Below are 14,583 nucleotides of genomic sequence, written 5' to 3'. Positions count from 1 at the left end.
CGCGATCCAGGCCACCATGAAGATCTCTTTCCTGATCCACAACGCCTACGGGATCGGAGGCACGATCACCACCACGTTCAACCTGGCAGGGGCACTCGCCGAACGGCACGACGTGGAGGTCGTCTCCGCCTTACGGCACCTCGAGCACCCCCTCCTCACCCCCCACCCCCGGGTGCGGCTGCGGGCGCTGGTGGACCTGCGCAAGGAAGCGGACCATCCCCTCCACCGGAGACCCGCGAGGGTGTTCCCGCCCGCCGAGTACCGCCACCACCAGTACAGCGAGCTCACCGACCAGCGCATCGGCGAGCACCTGGCGGCGCTCGACGCGGACGTCGTCATCGGCACCCGCCCGGGCCTCAACGTGCACATCGCGCGCCAGGCCCCCGAGCACGTCCTGCGCGTCGGCCAGGAGCACCTCACCCTCGACAACCACTCGCCGCGGCTGCGCACCGTGCTGCGTCGCGCCTACCGCCGCCTCGACGTGATCACCACCGTCACCGAGGCGGACGCCGCCGTCTACCGGCGCACGATGTGGCTGCCCGGCGTCCATGTCGAGGCCCTCCCGAACAGCGTCCCGGATCCGGTGCTGCCTCCCGCGGACGGCACCTCCAAGATCGTCGTCGCCGCCGGGCGCCTGGTCCGGGTCAAGCGCTACGACCTGCTCGTCGGGGCGTTCGCCCTGGTCGCCGCCGCCCATCCCGACTGGCAGCTGCGCATCTACGGCAAGGGCGAGGAGCAGCCCCGGCTGCGGCAGCTCATCGAACAGCTCGGGCTCTGGAACAACGTGTTCCTCATGGGGGCCGCCACTCCCATGGAGGCGGAATGGGTCAAGGCCTCGATCGGAGCGGCCGCCTCCGACTTCGAACCGTTCGGCATGACGATCGTCGAGGCCATGCGCTGCGGCCTGCCCGTCGTCAGCACGGACTGCCCCTACGGCCCTGGCGAGATCATCGCGGACGGGACCGACGGCCGGCTGGTCCCGGCCGGCGACCGTGACGCCCTCGCCGCCGCCCTGCTGGAACTCGTCGGCGACGACGAGCGCCGCCGCCGCATGGGCCGCGCAGCCCTGGACAACGCCCGCCGCTTCGCCCCCGGTCCCGTCGTCGCCCAGGCCGAGCGCATCCTCGCCGACGCGCTCGCCGCCAGAACCGCGGGCCGGCGGACCACCCCGGAGGGCCGCGGCACGCACAGCGCCCTGTCCGGCCGGGGCCACGCCGCCCGCGACGCGGCCCTGGCGGCCGCCGCCGGGGCGCTGCGCGCGCTGCGCAAGGGCCGCCGATGACGGCGGCACGACGGGACACCGAAGGAAAGGCCGAGCCGACGATGACCGCGCACCAGGACACCCGCCTGCGCACCGACTGCGCCGTCGACATCGGGGGCCGGATCACCTTCCGCCTCCCGCCCTCCTCCGTCCCACGCCCCCGGCTGCTCCTGCGGCTGCGCCCCGGGAAGGGCCGGCCCGAGGAGATCCTGCGCCACCTCGACCTGGAGCCGGACCCGGCCGACGGCCGTCCGGCCGGCATACTGGAACCGCACCCCGCCCTCCAGGAAGGCCGCTGGGACCTGTACCTGCTCACCGATCCCGAAGCGGAGCGGCAGCGGCTGCGGCCCGGCCTGCGCGACCTGCGCGTCCTCGTCGACGGGCACCTGCGCGACCGGCCCGCACCCGTCGCCGTACGGATCCCCTACGCCACCAAGGACGGCTTCCTGGCGCTCCGGACCTGGCTGCGCCCCGCCCACGCCGAGACGCACGCCCTCCACATCGTGGACCGCGCCATGACCGTCACCGCCCGCCTGCACGGCGCGGAGCTGCGCGAGGACGCCACCGTGCGGCTGTGCCTGAGGGGCACCCCCACCGCGCGGGAGATCCACCCCCGGATCGACGACGACGGCAGGGGCTTCTCCTTCACCGTCACCCCCGAGGAACTGGATGCCGGGCGAGGGGGAAGGGGAGAGGCGGGGGGACGCTTCTGGGACGCCTTCGTCCGGCCCACCGCCGGCGCGGCCCCGGTGCGGATCGGCCGCCTGCTCGACGACGTGGCGGACCGCAAGCACGTCCATGTCCACCCGGGCGTCCCCGTGGACGGGGCCGTCCTGCGCGCGTATCACACCGTCGACAACGACCTTGCGATCGAGGAAACACGGCCCTGATTTCCGAGCTCCCCGACAGGGAAAGCCACGGGGCTCCGGACGCTTTTCACGGAAGTGTGCCGCGACAGCGATGTGTGGGTTCTGTGCAAGAAACAGCGGCAAAGAGCCAGGGTTGCGTCCTCAACACCCGCAAAACGGCAGGGGACTTGCGGCGAATACCAAAGTCAAGTACCTAGATGAACCATGAACCTGTTCAACCGTGTCGTGCCGTCCCGCCGGCAGGCGCCGCCCGTCCCCCCACAGCACCCCGGCGCGCCTGTCTTCCCCGTCGGCGTGCCGGCAGCCCCCCACCCGGCCGATCTCACCGGTGAATGGGTGGTCGACCCCGCGCACAGCAGAATCGGCTTCTCCGTCCGCCACGCCATGGTGACGACCGTGCGCGGCTGTTTCCTGGAGTACGAGAGCCGCCTCTACTTCGACGCCCACGACCCCGCGCGGTCGCAGGCCGACGTCACTCTGTTCACCTCCAGCGTCGACACCGGGGTGGAACAACGTGACGCCCACCTGGTGGGGCGTGACTTCCTCGACGCCGCGACCTATCCGCATATGCGGTTCACCAGCACGGCGGTGGAACACGTGGACACCGACCTGTTTCGTATGTCGGGGGAGTTGACCATCAAAGGCGTGTCCCGTCCCGTCATTCTGGACATGACGTATATCGGGTGCGTCACCGACCCCTTCGGCTACGACCGGGTCGGCTTCGACGGAACCACCACCATCAACCGCTCGGACTGGGGCCTGACGTACAACAGCAGGCTCGCCGAGGGAGGCGCGATGGTGAGCGAGAAGGTGCGGCTGCAGCTCGACATCGCCGCCATCCGCACCCCGCCCTCGGCCGCCTGACACCCCCGAGGCCCCAGGAGTCCGCTACGGCGCGGCGCCGGTCCCGGCGACGACACGGAACGTCGCCGGGCCGAGCGTCAGCACCCCGTCGCCGAGGGGCGTGCACCGCACCCCGCCCCGGCCGCGCAGGGCCCGCTGCGCGCCCGGGCCGATGGTCACGTCCATCCAGGCGCAGGGCCGGGCGGGACGGTTCACCGAGAACAGCACCGGCCCGGTGCCGCAGTCGAGGGAGATCGTCGCCCCGACGCAGGCATCGATGTCGACGCCCCCGAGGAGGACGTTCCGGCGGGTGTGACGCAGGTCCGCGTCCGCCGGGAGTCCTTGCGAGGCCATCATCGTGACCGAGGCGTTCCGGTGCGCGGGCCGGGCGTAGTAGCGGTCGCCGACCAGGCCCAGGCCGCCGCGTACCTCCACCCGGGTGACACGCTCGTCGGGCGGGCCGGGAGCGGGCCCGTCGGCCGGGCGTCCGGCCAGCCGGTGCGAGGGCGACACCAGCAGCTGCAGCACCTCCACCTCGGTCATGGCGGCCACCCTACGTCCCGGCGGCCACGGGGCCGGGGGGGCGGCGGCCGCTCACTCGTCCGGCCGTCGCCCGGCCCCGCTCTCCCGCACCGGGGCCCGTGCCTCCGCGGACTCGCCCGCCGTCAGGTGCTCCAGCACCTCGACCAGCTCCTGGCACGCGTGCTCCACCGAACGCCGCGTGTTGACCTGCTCGGTGATCACGGCCGACAGGATCAGGGCCGTGAGCGCCATCGCCCCGTTGAAGGCCTGCAGCTTGATCATGACCTCGACCCGGCTCAGCCGCTCGAAGGGCCCCACCCGGTCGGCCGCCGCCACCGTCGCCGTCACCGAGGCGAACAGGGCGCACATCATGCTGCCCGCCAGCTGGAAACGCAGAGCCGCCCAGATCAGCAGCGGGTAGACGAGGAACAGCACGCTGACGGAGCTGTGCGCGGCCAGCGGCACCAGAGCGCAGGCGATGACCGCCAGCCCCGTGGCTTCCCTCCAGCGCGACAGGGGCAGCGGCGGGCGGATGCGGGCCAGCAGGAGCAGCACCGGCGTGACGATCAGTACGCCCATCGCGTCCCCCACCCACCAGGCGAGCCACACGGCCCAGAACCCCGGCCAGTCGAGCCGGCCCGTCACCAGCAGCAGCCCGGCGCCCGTGGTCGAGCTGATCAGCATCGCGGTGAACGCGCCCAGGAACACCAGGGCCAGGCCGTCCCGCAGCCGTGCGAGATCCGTACGGAAGCCCGCCCGGCGCAGCAGCAGGTACCCGACGACGGGCGCGGCCGTGTTGCCGACGAGAACACCCAGCGCCGACGGCGTCAGGGACGTGAGGGACAGGATGACGAACAGGGCGCCCAGGGCGATCCCCGGGCAGCAGCGCAGCCCGCACAGCAGCAGGAAGGCGACCGAGACGCCGGTGGGGGGCCAGATGGGCGTGACGACCGCACCGGAGACGACCAGTTCGCGCAACAGGCCCAGCTGCGCGGACACGAAGTAGCAGGCGGCGACGGCCAGTGTCCGCAGAGCGAAGACGGCCGGCGTGCGCAGATCCTGGCAACCCACCACAGCACTCATGAGACACCGGGGCCGACGGGTCGGCGAGGTGAGGGCCGCGCCCCGCGGCCCTATGGCTGAGGCACCGGCCGCCGTGCCGCCGGTGCGTGGCTACACGGGCGGCGCGGTCTCCGGCCCGTCCAGGCCGACCACCAGGACGGCCGCGTCGTCGTCGTGCCCCACCCGCTCGGCGCCCTTGATCACGGCCGCCGCGAGCGCGTCCACGTCCATGCCCGCCACCGCCGCGGTCCCCGCGAGCCGCACCGCCTGGTCGAGGCCCTCCTCCAGCGGCATCGACGGCCCCTCGACGACACCGTCCGTCAGCAGCACGAACACCCCGCCCGTCGTGAGTTCGTACCGGGTGACGGGATACGGCGTCCCGGCCAGGACTCCGAGGGGTGGGCCGCCCTCGTCCGCGGTGACGCCCGACTTCCCGTCGGCCGTGGCCCACACGCAGGGCAGATGCCCCGCCCGCGCGCTCTCCAGCACCCCGGCGCACGGGTCCAGCCGCATGAACGTGCAGGTGGCGAACAGGTCGGAGCCCAGCGACAGCAGCAGATCGTTGGTCCGGGAAAGGACCTCGCCCGGCTCACCGGTGACGGAGGCCAGCGCCCGCAGCCCTGCCCGCACCTGCCCCATGAAGGCGGCGGCCTCGATGTTGTGCCCCTGGACGTCACCGATGGACAGCGCGATCCGGCCGTCGCCCAGCGTGAACGCGTCGTACCAGTCGCCTCCCACGTTGAGGCCCTGGGTGGCGGGCGCGTAGCGCACGGCCAGGTGCAGCCGGCGGGCCCGGGGAAGGTCCCGCGGGAGCATGCCGCGTTGCAGGGCGATGGCCAGCTCGACCCGGGACCGCTGCATCTCCGCCTGGGCGCGGGCCTGGGCCGTCAGGGCCCCGAGCCTGTTCAGCAGCTCGTCGCCGCCGTCGGTCGTGCCGGTGCGGGCCATGGATCACGCACCGCCCGGCCCGGCACCCGACCGGTGAGAGGTGCCGAGGGGCTTCGGCGCGGGCGGGCTCGACCTCGCGGCCGCGCCGTCGGCCGTGCCGTCCCGGGCCTCGGCCACGGCCTGCCGCAGCAAGCCGGACAGCCGCAGGTCGGCGTCCGGCGCGGCGCACAGCACACGCAGCGCGTGTTCCAGGTACCGGCGTCCCGGCCCCCGCCACCACAGCAGATCGGCGAGGCGGCCCGGTCGGCCCTCCGCATGGACGTGGGCGACCCGTTCGGCCCGTCGGCGGCACACCCGGCCGTGCCGCGCCGGGCGGCGTGCCCCGGGACGGGACAGCAGGGCCGCGTCGGCCGCCAGGGCGACGAGCGACGGGGCGTAGTCCCGGCCCTCGGGGTACGCGTCGGCGAGTTCGGCGGCCAGGGGCCACAGGGCCGCCCGGGCGGAGTCGCCGACGCTGTCGTTGACGGCACGGGCCAGCGCGGCGAGCGCCGGATGCGTGCCGGGCGGGGTGTCGGTGAAGCGGCCGCCGCCCAGCAGGGCGGCCGCCTCCATCAGGCAGGCCCCGCCGTCGGGGTGCAGATGGGCGAAACGCGCGGGCGCCGGAAGACCGGCCGGTGCACCGGCGCGGGGCGGCTCGGGCGGCCGGCGGGCGGGGAAGGCACTCATGATCGGCCTCCGGCTGGCCGTCACACACCGGTGACGGCATGCAGGAACAGATAGAGCAATGCGGCCGGGATGCCGGCGCCGGGGAACGTCAGCACCCAGGCGGTGACGATGGATCGTGCCACTTGCCAGCGTACGGCGGAGGCACGCCGGGTCGCACCGGCACCCAGGATCGCCGCGGTGATCGTCTGCGTGGTGGAGATCGGCGCCTTCACCAGGAACGCGGTGGTGTAGAGGACGCTCGCCGCGGCGGTCTCGGCGGCGAACCCGCGCGGCGGGTCCAGGTGCACGATGCGCCGCCCGAGGGTGGTGATGATGCGCCGCCCGCCGCTGTACGTCCCCGCGGCCATGGCGAGGGCCACGGCGACGATCACCCACACCGGCACGGAGAATCCGTCCTGCAACCCGGCCGTCACCAGGGCGAGCACGATGACGCCCATCGTCTTCTGGGCGTCCTGCAGGCCGTGCCCCAGCCCCATCGCCGCCGCCGACACCGTCTGCGCCATCCGGAAGCGCCGTACGGTGCTCCGCGGCGCGGCATGCCGGAACAGCCACAGGATCAGTACGTGCAGCGCGTACCCGAGCGCCACACCGACCAGCGGGGACAGCAGCATCGGGAGCACGACCTTGTTCATGATCCCGGACCAGTGCACCGTCGCCGAGGCGGCCAGCGCGGCGCCGACCAGACCGCCGATCAGCGCGTGCGAGGACGACGTCGGCAGCCCCCGCCACCAGGTGAACACGTTCCAGCCGATCGCGCCGAGCAGCCCGCACAGGACCAGCAGCAGCCCCGAGACCTCCTCGGGCGCCCCGATGATGCCGCTTCCGACGGTCTCCGCGACACCCGTCCCCAGAAAGGCGCCGCAGAAGTTCATCACCGCGGCCATGACCAGCGCGACGCGCGGCGTCAGGGCCCGGGTGGAGATCGAGGTGGCGATCGCGTTGGCGGCGTCGTGGAATCCGTTGGTGAAGTCGAACGTCAGTCCCACGACAATGATCAGCGCCACCAGGGTGAGTTCCACGACCGGTCACCTCCCGCCACACGCCGCCGGTTCCATCCTGCGCCCCCGCGGCCGAAGCGGACCGCGCGACTAGGCCGGCCGGGGCGGGCCCGCCCCGCGGCGGGGGACCGGCTGCCACCGGGAAACGAATGTCCCGCCTTACGGTGGCACGATGCGATCTGTTCCTAGATGGGTCCTTCTGTCGTCGGGATGCGCACCCGTCGCGCTGATCCTGGGCTGGCTGGTGGCGGCCTCGCTCCACGGGGCCGCATACGACGCGGCCGCCCAGACGATCAGCGTCCTGGCGGCCCCCGGAGGCTCGGGCTACTGGGTGATGACGACCGCCTTCGTCGTCCTCGGCGTCTGCCACCTGCTCACCGCCTGGGGACTGCGCCCCGCCGCCACCGCCGGACGGGTGAGCCTGGCGGCCGGGGGAGTGGCGGCGCTGGCCGTGGTGCTCTTCCCCACGGCCAGCAGCGGGGGGTCCCTCACGCACGGCTGGGTGGCCGCCGCGGGCTTCGTCCTCCTCGCCGCCTGGCCCCTCCTCGCCGCCCGGACCGGCGACTGCGTGCCCTGGGCTCTGCGCCCCCTGCCCGCCTTCGGAGCGACCGCCGTCATGGCCGGGGGCGCGGCCTGGTTCCTGCTGGAACTCCGGTTCCGTGGAGTCCCCGGCGTGGCCGAACGCGCGGTGACCACCGTGCAGTCGGTCTGGCCGTTCCTCGTCGCGCTCTCGTGCCTGCGCACCACCGCCCGGGCACGTCAACCCGCCGGGCTGGTACGCCGGTAGCTCGTGTTCGGTACGCGATGCGCACGGTGGAGTCGGTCCACCGGCGCCGAGCACCTCGAGGTTCGGCCTGTGAGGCGGTGGGCTCGCGGCACGGGACCGGCAGGCCGTCGTGGAGGGCTCCACGCCTCCGTCGGCGTCAGCGGGCCGGGGCCCTCCTCGCCGCTGCCGCGCCGAAGTAGTCGCCGCCCTTGCGCTTCACGTCGTCGGTGCCCCAAGGCCGCTCGCCCCCGGCGCCCGTACCGTTCGCCTCGTCCGCGTTCCGCGGCACACGGCCCGGTGTCCGTGACTGTGCCGGAACCTGCGCCCTGACGAGACCGGGGATGTGCTTCGAGCAGTGGACGTACGCCTCCTCGACGTCGATCTCGACCCACATCTGCGGACGGCGGCCGGGTATCGCGTCGACCGGCAGGCCCGGGCGGCTCCGGCGCATGGCGGGGTCGGTGACGAGGCGCGCCCGGCCGTTGACGTGCAGACCGATCCGGTCCGCCGAGAAGTCGATCATCAGCAGGCCGACGTGCGGATTCTCCCGGATGTTCCCGAGGGAGGCCATGACACCGTTGCCGCGGTACTCCGGGTACGCGAGCGTCGTGTCGTCGAGGACGTGGAGGAAACCGGGGGGCCCGGCGCGGAAGGTGCTGTCGCACTCCCCGCGGCTGTCGGCGGTGGCGAGGAAGAACATCTCCTGGCGGCCGACGAACGCGCGCATCCTCGGGTTGAGGCGGTCCAGGACCTGCTCGTCGTAGAACCGGTCGGCCCGGTCGGTGGTGCCGAGCTCACGCTGGACTTCGTGTTCTCCGCGGCTTCCGGGGCGGTCGGCGCGCTGATCGTGCTGCAACGGTCCTCCTGACAGGCATCGGCGGGGGCCGCGGTCGCCCGATCCGCGTGGGGGGAGAGGCGCTCGCGCCCGGCTCGCGCCCCGGATGCGGGCGCGCCGGTGATGCCGGTCGTATGGCTGGCTGGGGGAAAGGTGCCGTGGGTGGTGTGGACGAGCGTAGAGCAGAGGCGGCGGCGTGCCGCCGGCTGCCGTGATCAAGGAGGTGTGGCGTGGGTCACGGCCCCTGCCCGGCTCCCTTCTCCCTCACGGCACACGGCGTGCCCAGACCCTCACCGTCTGTGCGGCCGGCCGATCTCGCCGCCTGGCCCCGCGCCGGTCAGTCACGCACGGCGCACAGCGCCCAGATGACGAAGGCGTACAGCGCGATCAGTACCAGTGACCACACGGGGTAGTAGGGGATCGACAGGAAGTTGGCGATGATCAGCAGGGCCGCGATGCCGACCCCGACGACCCTCGCCCACAGGGCGCGCGTGAAGAGACCGGCGCTCACACCCAGGGCGATCACGCCCAGGATCAGCTGGATCCAGCCCCAGCCGGTGAGGTCGAACTTGAAGATGTAGTTGGGGGTGGACACGTAGATGTCGTCGTTGGCGATCGCCATGATGCCCCGGAACAGATCCAGGACGCCGGCGACGAACAGCAGGATGGCGGCGAACGTCACCAGCCCGCCGGCGCCTGCCTGGGCCGTCCGTGAGCGGTGGTGGGTGGTGGTGGTCATGGCTGCTCCCTCACTTCCTCGTCACCGCAGCGATGGGTGCTGCCCTTCCGATCATGGGGTGCGGCCCGCGTAAGGTGATCACCCATGACGGGTGAGGTTGGGGTCGGCCGGGAGATCCGCGGCCCGGCCCGGGCGCTGATCCTGCCGCTCACCGTTACGCGCCGCTGACACCCCTGTCTCGTAACCTCGTGGCTGAGCGCGCCGGACACCCGGTGTGTCCGCGGCGAGGGGGAGACGATGCTGAGCAGGGGTGCGCGGTTCTTCGCGGGGGCGATCGCGGTGATCTGCGTCGTGTTCATCGGTCCCAGTGCGCCCAGCGGTGCCGTCTTCGCCGGTTCCCTGCCCGTCGAAGCCGCCAGGGACGTGGTGCCGAACCGCGTCATGACGTGGAACCTCTGCAACCCGTGCGAGGTGAGCAACGCCGACCGGGCCGCCGAGATCGCCGCGTACGCCCCTCAGGTCGTCGGGATGCAGGAGGCCTGTGTGCGCGACGTCGAGAGGATCCGGGAGTACCTGGAGAGCCTCCACGGGCTGGTCTACCACGTCGAGTACGGGACGGTCCTGCAGAGCTGGGGGCGGTGCGGGGGAGTGCCCTGGGACCCGGGGGCGTTCGGGCAGGCGATCCTCTCCGCGGCTCCGATGACCGACCCCGTCAGCGTGGAATACCCCGAGGGCGGGTCCGAGGACCGCGGGTACATGGCGGTCACCACCACGGTGGGCGGCCGGCAGGTCCGGGTCTTCGACACGCATCTGGCCCAGCGGCGTCAGGAGGCCGTCCGGGCGGCCCAGACCGAGGTGCTCACCACGGAGGTCGCCCGGCACGACCGCGCGATCGTCCTCGGCGACTTCAACGCCGTGCCGGACGCTCCCGAACTCACCGGCATGTGGGAACTCGCCTCGGACGCGGACCCCCAGTGCCACCCCTCCCTCACCGCCGTCTGCGAGGCGACCACCGACTGGCAGAGCAAGTTCGACTACGTCTTCCTGCGGGGCATCGCCCCACTGGAGCACCGGGTGCGTCCGACCGAGGTCTCGGACCACCACGTGCTGTACGCCGACCTGGACCTCTCGTGAACAGGGGAACCGGGAGAGCGGACCGGCCCGTCGCCCGGGTCAGCGGGTCCACGTCGGGCATAGGCGAGGCCGTCGCGCGGCGGCCGGCGGCGGACGGGATGCGCGTCGTCGTGCACTCACGGCGCAGCCCGGAGGCCGGTCAGGCGCTGGCGGCGGAGCTCGGCGGGACGTACGTCCGGGCGGACCTTGCGGTCGAGGAGGAGGCCCGGGGCCTGGTCGAGGCGGCGCTCGGCCGGTACGGGCGGCTGGACGTCCTGGTGAACAACGCGGGCGTCAGCCGGCCCATCCCGCACCACGACCTGGCCGCGGCCACACCGGCCGACTGGCGTGCGCTGCTGGAGGTCAACCTCATCGCGCCCTGGGTGCTGTGCACTCAGGCGCTTCCGGCACTGCGGGCAGCCCCCGCCGGCGGCTGCGTGGTGAACATCACCAGCCACGCCGGGGTCCGCCCCAAGGGGGCGTCGGTGCCGTACGCGGCGAGCAAGGCCGCGCTGAACCACGTGACCCGGCTGCTCGCCGCCGCGCTCGCGCCGGAGGTGCGGGTCAACGCGGTGGCGCCGGGGCTGGTGGACACCCCCCTGACGAAGGACTGGGCGCAGGCCCACCAACTGTGGGAGTACCGCGCGCCCATGCGCCGCCCGGCCCAGCCCGCCGACGTGGCCGACCTCGTCGCGTCGGTGATCGCGTCCACGTATCTCACCGGCGAGGTCATCGTCCTCGACGGCGGACTGAACCTGACGTAGCACCCCGGCCGAGCGATCAGCCCTCGGGCCGGTTCAGCCGCACCACGCGGGAGGTCCCGATGACCTTGCCCCGCGCGTCCAGCGCCTGTACCCGGAAGAACGGACCGGGGCAGTCCGTGCGCACGGCCGTCTCGAAGCCGGAGCGCCTGGCACGCTCGACCACGACCGACAGCGAGCGGGGGCCGGACCCGGCGAGCACCCGCCACGCCCTGGTCTCGGTCGAGCCGTTCCAGGAGGCGTGGACGACGCTTCCCCGCGCGTCGGCGCGTACCGCGGCACGCGGAGGGTAGTACGGGGTGCCGGTCCACTCGTACCGGAAGGACCGGTACGAGATGTTGGAGCCCGGCAGCCTCACGTCGTAGAGCTGGTTGCGCGAGCCGTCGGCGGCGGTGTTTCCCTCACCCGCGTACTCGGAGTAGTAGGAGCTCTGGCCCCACCCGATGAACGCGTTGCCGTTGGGAAGGACCTGGTTGTTCCCCTGGGTCGCTGACACGAGTGGCGGCCGGTGGTAGTAGGTCCGGTCCACGGTCGCCTTCCGGTCGCGGAGGTCGAGGTCGAGGATCAGACCGTGCGACGGCTCGGTGGGGGAGCCCCCGGGCAGCCGGCAGCACGCGTTGTCGAACAGGCTGATCCGGCCGCCCGGCCGGTACCGGGCGTTGTGCTGCCAGGAGAAGTCCGCGTGGGGTCCGAAGGCGAAGTCGCTCTTCTTGCCTCCGATCTGGTAGCGGATCCTCCCGGTCCGCTTGGTGACGTCGTAGATCGCCCACATGTTGCGGGCCGAGATCAGCAGCCGGCCGCCGGGACCCTCGTCGACCGAGTTGATGTGAAAGGCGTCCCACACCCCGCCGGATGACGTCGCGTCGGACGCCGGCTGCTGCGAGTCCGCCGGGTCCAGGTGGTCCAGCGCGTTCCACGAGAAGACCAGCCGGCCTGTGGCGAGGTCGACCTCCTGGATCTCGTGGTTCTCGATGAAGCCGTCCCGGGGACCTCCGTACGGCCTGAGGTCCATGGGCTCCGGCCTGGACGCGATGAACAGCGCGGTACCCCTGCGGGTCAGGCGGAACTCGTGCTCGTCCGGGTGGTAGCCGTGATGCGCGAACACCGTCCTCAGCAGCCGGTAGTGGCTGTCGTAGATGTAGTAGCACCCGCCCGGCTCCGGGGAACCCGGAGGCAGGTTCGTGTAGTACGGCGGCAGCGCCATGCTCCCCTGCCACCAGGTCAGCACCGGCTGCCCCTGACCGCCCTTGCGCGGGTCGTGGTACGTCTGGACCTTCACGTCGGTGCTCTGCAGCAGCGGCGAGGGCAGTGGACGGAACCAGACCGGGTCACCGGAGTTGTCGTTGATCAACGCGCCGGTCCGGCCGATCATCCTGGCCCCGCTGTACGGGCCCAGGAAGACGTCCCCGGGAGCCGTTCCCGGCTTGTTCTCCCTCACGGTCACCCGCATGGGGCGCAGGCGCGGCTCGGAGACGAAGCTCCACACATCCCTGCCCGAGAGGAGCGGAGGCGGCGGGCTCACCGCCGGAGGATAGGGCTCCGTCGCGCACGCCCGGTCGTCCCCGCGTGGACTCGCCGCCGCCGGGGGCACGCAGCTCGCGGCCACACACCCCGCGGCGAGCACGCCGGCCCCGACAGCGCGCCACGCGCCTCCCGGTGCCCGGCCCGCTCTCAGATCTCGCCTCGCCAATGCCGTCCTCCCGTCCTGCCTGGCACCCCGTCTCGCACGGCGGTGCCACTGGTTCCTGCACGTCCTGGGATCACATCTCGGGCGACCGTAAGCGACACGGGACCCCGGGACCCGCTCCGCGCCACCCGGGTGGGCCGTCCGGCAGACGCGGACTCACCCGGACAGTCGGCCGGACGACGGCCCGCCCTCCTCAGCCGCGGCCCCGGACCGGACATGGGCGGGGCAGGGCGGGGCACCTGTGTATCCGTCCCGTAGAGCGAAGGAGTCGATCGTGGTCGTTGGCGTCGTCATCGCCGTCTGTGTGGTTCTGGCCGTCCTGGCCTTTCTCGTCCCGCGGCTGTCCCGCCACCCCGAGCGCGGCACGCAGCGCACGCTCGGTGCCGGGGCACGCGCCGGAGGCAAGGCGCCCGGCGCGCTCGGCCGCCTCCTCAGCAAGCCCTTCCACACCAGTTCCCGCGCGGTCGGCCGCAGCGGTTCGGCAGGCCGCCGCTCCCGCGGCCGCATGCCCTTCTGATCGACGACACGGGCGGAGTTGAGGACACAGACGGTGAACGCCGAGGACGCGAGCAACCTGCTGGACGGCCTGACCGTGGACGCCAGCCGGCGCGAGCAACCGGTCGTGCTGGACGCGGAAGGGCGGCCCATCCGGACGTGGCGGGAGAACCACCCGTACGACCGGAAGGTGGGCCGCAAGGAGTACGAGCGGACCAAGCGCATCCTGCAGATCGAGCTGCTCAAGCTCCAGCGGTGGGTCAAGGACACCGGTGCACGCGTGGTCGTCGTGTGCGAGGGGCGCGACGCGGCGGGCAAGGGCGGCACCATCCAGCGGCTCATCGAGCGTCTCAACCCGCGCGGCGCACGGGTGGTCGCCCTGGACAAGCCCACCGAACGCGAGATGGGACAGTGGTACTTCCAGCGGTACATCGCGCAGCTGCCGACGGCCGGCGAGATCGTCTTCTTCGACCGCTCCTGGTACAACCGGGCCGGCGTCGAGCGCGTGATGGACTTCTGCTCCAAGGACGAGTACGAGCTGTTCCTCGAACAGTGCCCGGCTTTCGAGAAGATGCTGGTCGACGACGGCACCCTGCTGGTGAAGTTCTGGTTCTCGGTGTCCCGTTCCGAGCAGCGCACGCGCTTCGCGATACGGCGGGTCGACCCGGTGCGGCAGTGGAAGCTCTCCCCCACGGACCTGGCCTCCCTGGACCTCTGGGACGACTACACCGAGGCAAAAGTAGACATGTTCCGAGCCACCGACACCGCGCATGCTCCGTGGACCGTCGTCAAGAGCAACGACAAGCGGCGCGCCCGGTTGGAGACCATGCGCAGCCTGCTGTCGCGCATCGACTACGACCGCAAGGACGCCGAGGCGGTCGGCATGCCCGATCCCCTCATCGTGGGCGCCGCCGACACCCTTCTGGAACCCGGTGAGGAGGACACCACGTTGTCACCCACCCCACTGTCCCCCGACGCCGCCGACGGGCCGGGCAACCACCCCGACACCGACTGACGTTCCTGGCGCCCCACCACGGCAGGGGTGGGGAGGGGGGGGACGCCCCCCCCCCCCCGGGCG

16 protein-coding genes are annotated in these 14,583 nt (G+C 72.7%); 8 read left to right on the top strand and 8 right to left on the bottom strand.

Annotation, left to right across the window (positions count from 1 at the left end):
* Positions 1-16: 16 nt before the first annotated feature.
* The 3 genes from ACFW6P_RS16065 to ACFW6P_RS16055 all read left to right on the top strand — a co-directional run bounded on the left by ACFW6P_RS16065 (position 17) and on the right by ACFW6P_RS16055 (position 2,994).
* Positions 17-1,282, top strand: a complete 1,266-nt coding sequence (locus tag ACFW6P_RS16065) for a glycosyltransferase family 4 protein (RefSeq protein WP_386359480.1) — start codon at positions 17-19, stop codon at positions 1,280-1,282.
* A complete protein-coding gene (locus tag ACFW6P_RS16060; protein ID WP_386359479.1) occupies positions 1,279-2,151 on the top strand; it encodes a transferase in 873 nt (290 codons plus the stop codon). The genes ACFW6P_RS16065 and ACFW6P_RS16060 overlap by 4 nt, the downstream gene beginning before the upstream one ends.
* Positions 2,152-2,334: 183 nt before the next feature.
* Positions 2,335-2,994 carry a YceI family protein gene (locus ACFW6P_RS16055; RefSeq protein ID WP_386359478.1) on the top strand — a complete coding sequence of 220 codons (660 nt, stop codon included), beginning with the start codon at positions 2,335-2,337 and terminating at the stop codon, positions 2,992-2,994.
* A 24-nt stretch (positions 2,995-3,018) separates the two neighbouring features.
* On the opposite strand, the gene ACFW6P_RS16050 is transcribed toward ACFW6P_RS16055, so the two are convergent.
* The 5 genes from ACFW6P_RS16050 to ACFW6P_RS16030 form a co-directional block, all read right to left on the bottom strand.
* Positions 3,019-3,516 (bottom strand): molybdenum cofactor biosysynthesis protein, encoded by a 498-nt coding sequence (locus tag ACFW6P_RS16050; RefSeq protein ID WP_386359477.1) that lies wholly within the window; start codon positions 3,514-3,516, stop codon positions 3,019-3,021.
* Between the two features lie 51 nt (positions 3,517-3,567).
* Positions 3,568-4,578, bottom strand: a complete 1,011-nt coding sequence (locus ACFW6P_RS16045; protein WP_386359476.1) for an MASE1 domain-containing protein — start codon at positions 4,576-4,578, stop codon at positions 3,568-3,570.
* 90 nt (positions 4,579-4,668) lie between these two features.
* Complete coding sequence (locus ACFW6P_RS16040) at positions 4,669-5,505, bottom strand: PP2C family protein-serine/threonine phosphatase (protein WP_386359475.1); 837 nt, start codon at positions 5,503-5,505, stop codon at positions 4,669-4,671.
* Between the two features lie 3 nt (positions 5,506-5,508).
* Positions 5,509-6,171: a hypothetical protein gene (locus ACFW6P_RS16035; protein WP_386359474.1), complete on the bottom strand. Its 663-nt coding sequence runs from the start codon at positions 6,169-6,171 to the stop codon at positions 5,509-5,511.
* Between the two features lie 20 nt (positions 6,172-6,191).
* A complete protein-coding gene (locus tag ACFW6P_RS16030) occupies positions 6,192-7,190 on the bottom strand; it encodes an anion permease (protein ID WP_386359473.1) in 999 nt (332 codons plus the stop codon).
* Positions 7,191-7,341: 151 nt separating this feature from the next.
* On the opposite strand from ACFW6P_RS16030, the gene ACFW6P_RS16025 reads away from it, so the two are divergent.
* Entirely contained in the window at positions 7,342-7,956 is a 615-nt protein-coding gene (locus tag ACFW6P_RS16025; protein ID WP_386359472.1) for a DUF998 domain-containing protein, read from the top strand.
* 136 nt (positions 7,957-8,092) lie between these two features.
* Here ACFW6P_RS16025 and ACFW6P_RS16020 read toward each other — a convergent pair whose 3' ends face one another.
* Entirely contained in the window at positions 8,093-8,791 is a 699-nt protein-coding gene (locus ACFW6P_RS16020; RefSeq protein ID WP_386359471.1) for a pyridoxamine 5'-phosphate oxidase family protein, read from the bottom strand.
* Positions 8,792-9,107: 316 nt separating this feature from the next.
* Positions 9,108-9,509, bottom strand: a complete 402-nt coding sequence (locus ACFW6P_RS16015) for a hypothetical protein (RefSeq protein ID WP_386359470.1) — start codon at positions 9,507-9,509, stop codon at positions 9,108-9,110.
* A 237-nt stretch (positions 9,510-9,746) separates the two neighbouring features.
* On the opposite strand from ACFW6P_RS16015, the gene ACFW6P_RS16010 reads away from it, so the two are divergent.
* Positions 9,747-10,583: an endonuclease/exonuclease/phosphatase family protein gene (locus tag ACFW6P_RS16010; RefSeq protein ID WP_386359469.1), complete on the top strand. Its 837-nt coding sequence runs from the start codon at positions 9,747-9,749 to the stop codon at positions 10,581-10,583.
* A complete protein-coding gene (locus tag ACFW6P_RS16005; RefSeq protein WP_386423966.1) occupies positions 10,580-11,326 on the top strand; it encodes an SDR family NAD(P)-dependent oxidoreductase in 747 nt (248 codons plus the stop codon). Before ACFW6P_RS16010 ends, ACFW6P_RS16005 begins: the two co-directional genes overlap by 4 nt.
* A gap of 16 nt (positions 11,327-11,342) precedes the next feature.
* Here the strand turns inward: ACFW6P_RS16005 and ACFW6P_RS16000 are convergent, their stop codons facing one another.
* Positions 11,343-12,845: an arylsulfotransferase family protein gene (locus tag ACFW6P_RS16000; protein WP_386359467.1), complete on the bottom strand. Its 1,503-nt coding sequence runs from the start codon at positions 12,843-12,845 to the stop codon at positions 11,343-11,345.
* Between the two features lie 436 nt (positions 12,846-13,281).
* Between ACFW6P_RS16000 and ACFW6P_RS15995 the strand changes: the two genes are divergently transcribed.
* Together ACFW6P_RS15995 and ppk2 are read left to right on the top strand one after the other, a co-directional pair.
* The gene (locus ACFW6P_RS15995; protein WP_386359487.1) at positions 13,282-13,527 is read left to right on the top strand and encodes a DUF6411 family protein; all 246 of its coding nucleotides are present in this window, start codon (positions 13,282-13,284) and stop codon (positions 13,525-13,527) included.
* Between the two features lie 33 nt (positions 13,528-13,560).
* Positions 13,561-14,520, top strand: coding sequence for a polyphosphate kinase 2 (gene ppk2 / locus ACFW6P_RS15990; protein ID WP_386359466.1), 960 nt, complete (start codon positions 13,561-13,563; stop codon positions 14,518-14,520).
* The last annotated feature ends 63 nt before the right edge of the window (positions 14,521-14,583 follow it).

Origin of the sequence: Streptomyces sp. NPDC058741, assembly GCF_042746715.1 — a bacterium.
GTDB lineage: Bacteria > Actinomycetota > Actinomycetes > Streptomycetales > Streptomycetaceae > Streptomyces.
The sequence above is the reverse complement of the archived record's forward strand: the minus strand, read 5'-3'. Positions and strand labels throughout refer to the sequence as shown.

Bases quoted from the DNA above. Each gene is read 5' to 3' on its own strand.
- ACFW6P_RS16065 (WP_386359480.1), top strand. From the start codon at position 17: ATGAAGATCTCTTTCCTGATCCACAACGCCTACGGGATCGGAGGCACG.
- ACFW6P_RS16060 (WP_386359479.1), top strand. From the start codon at position 1,279: ATGACGGCGGCACGACGGGACACCGAAGGAAAGGCCGAGCCGACGATG.
- ACFW6P_RS16055 (WP_386359478.1), top strand. From the start codon at position 2,335: ATGAACCTGTTCAACCGTGTCGTGCCGTCCCGCCGGCAGGCGCCGCCC.
- ACFW6P_RS16050 (WP_386359477.1), bottom strand. From the start codon at position 3,516: ATGACCGAGGTGGAGGTGCTGCAGCTGCTGGTGTCGCCCTCGCACCGG.
- ACFW6P_RS16045 (WP_386359476.1), bottom strand. From the start codon at position 4,578: ATGAGTGCTGTGGTGGGTTGCCAGGATCTGCGCACGCCGGCCGTCTTC.
- ACFW6P_RS16040 (WP_386359475.1), bottom strand. From the start codon at position 5,505: ATGGCCCGCACCGGCACGACCGACGGCGGCGACGAGCTGCTGAACAGG.
- ACFW6P_RS16035 (WP_386359474.1), bottom strand. From the start codon at position 6,171: ATGAGTGCCTTCCCCGCCCGCCGGCCGCCCGAGCCGCCCCGCGCCGGT.
- ACFW6P_RS16025 (WP_386359472.1), top strand. From the start codon at position 7,342: ATGCGATCTGTTCCTAGATGGGTCCTTCTGTCGTCGGGATGCGCACCC.
- ACFW6P_RS16015 (WP_386359470.1), bottom strand. From the start codon at position 9,509: ATGACCACCACCACCCACCACCGCTCACGGACGGCCCAGGCAGGCGCC.
- ACFW6P_RS16010 (WP_386359469.1), top strand. From the start codon at position 9,747: ATGCTGAGCAGGGGTGCGCGGTTCTTCGCGGGGGCGATCGCGGTGATC.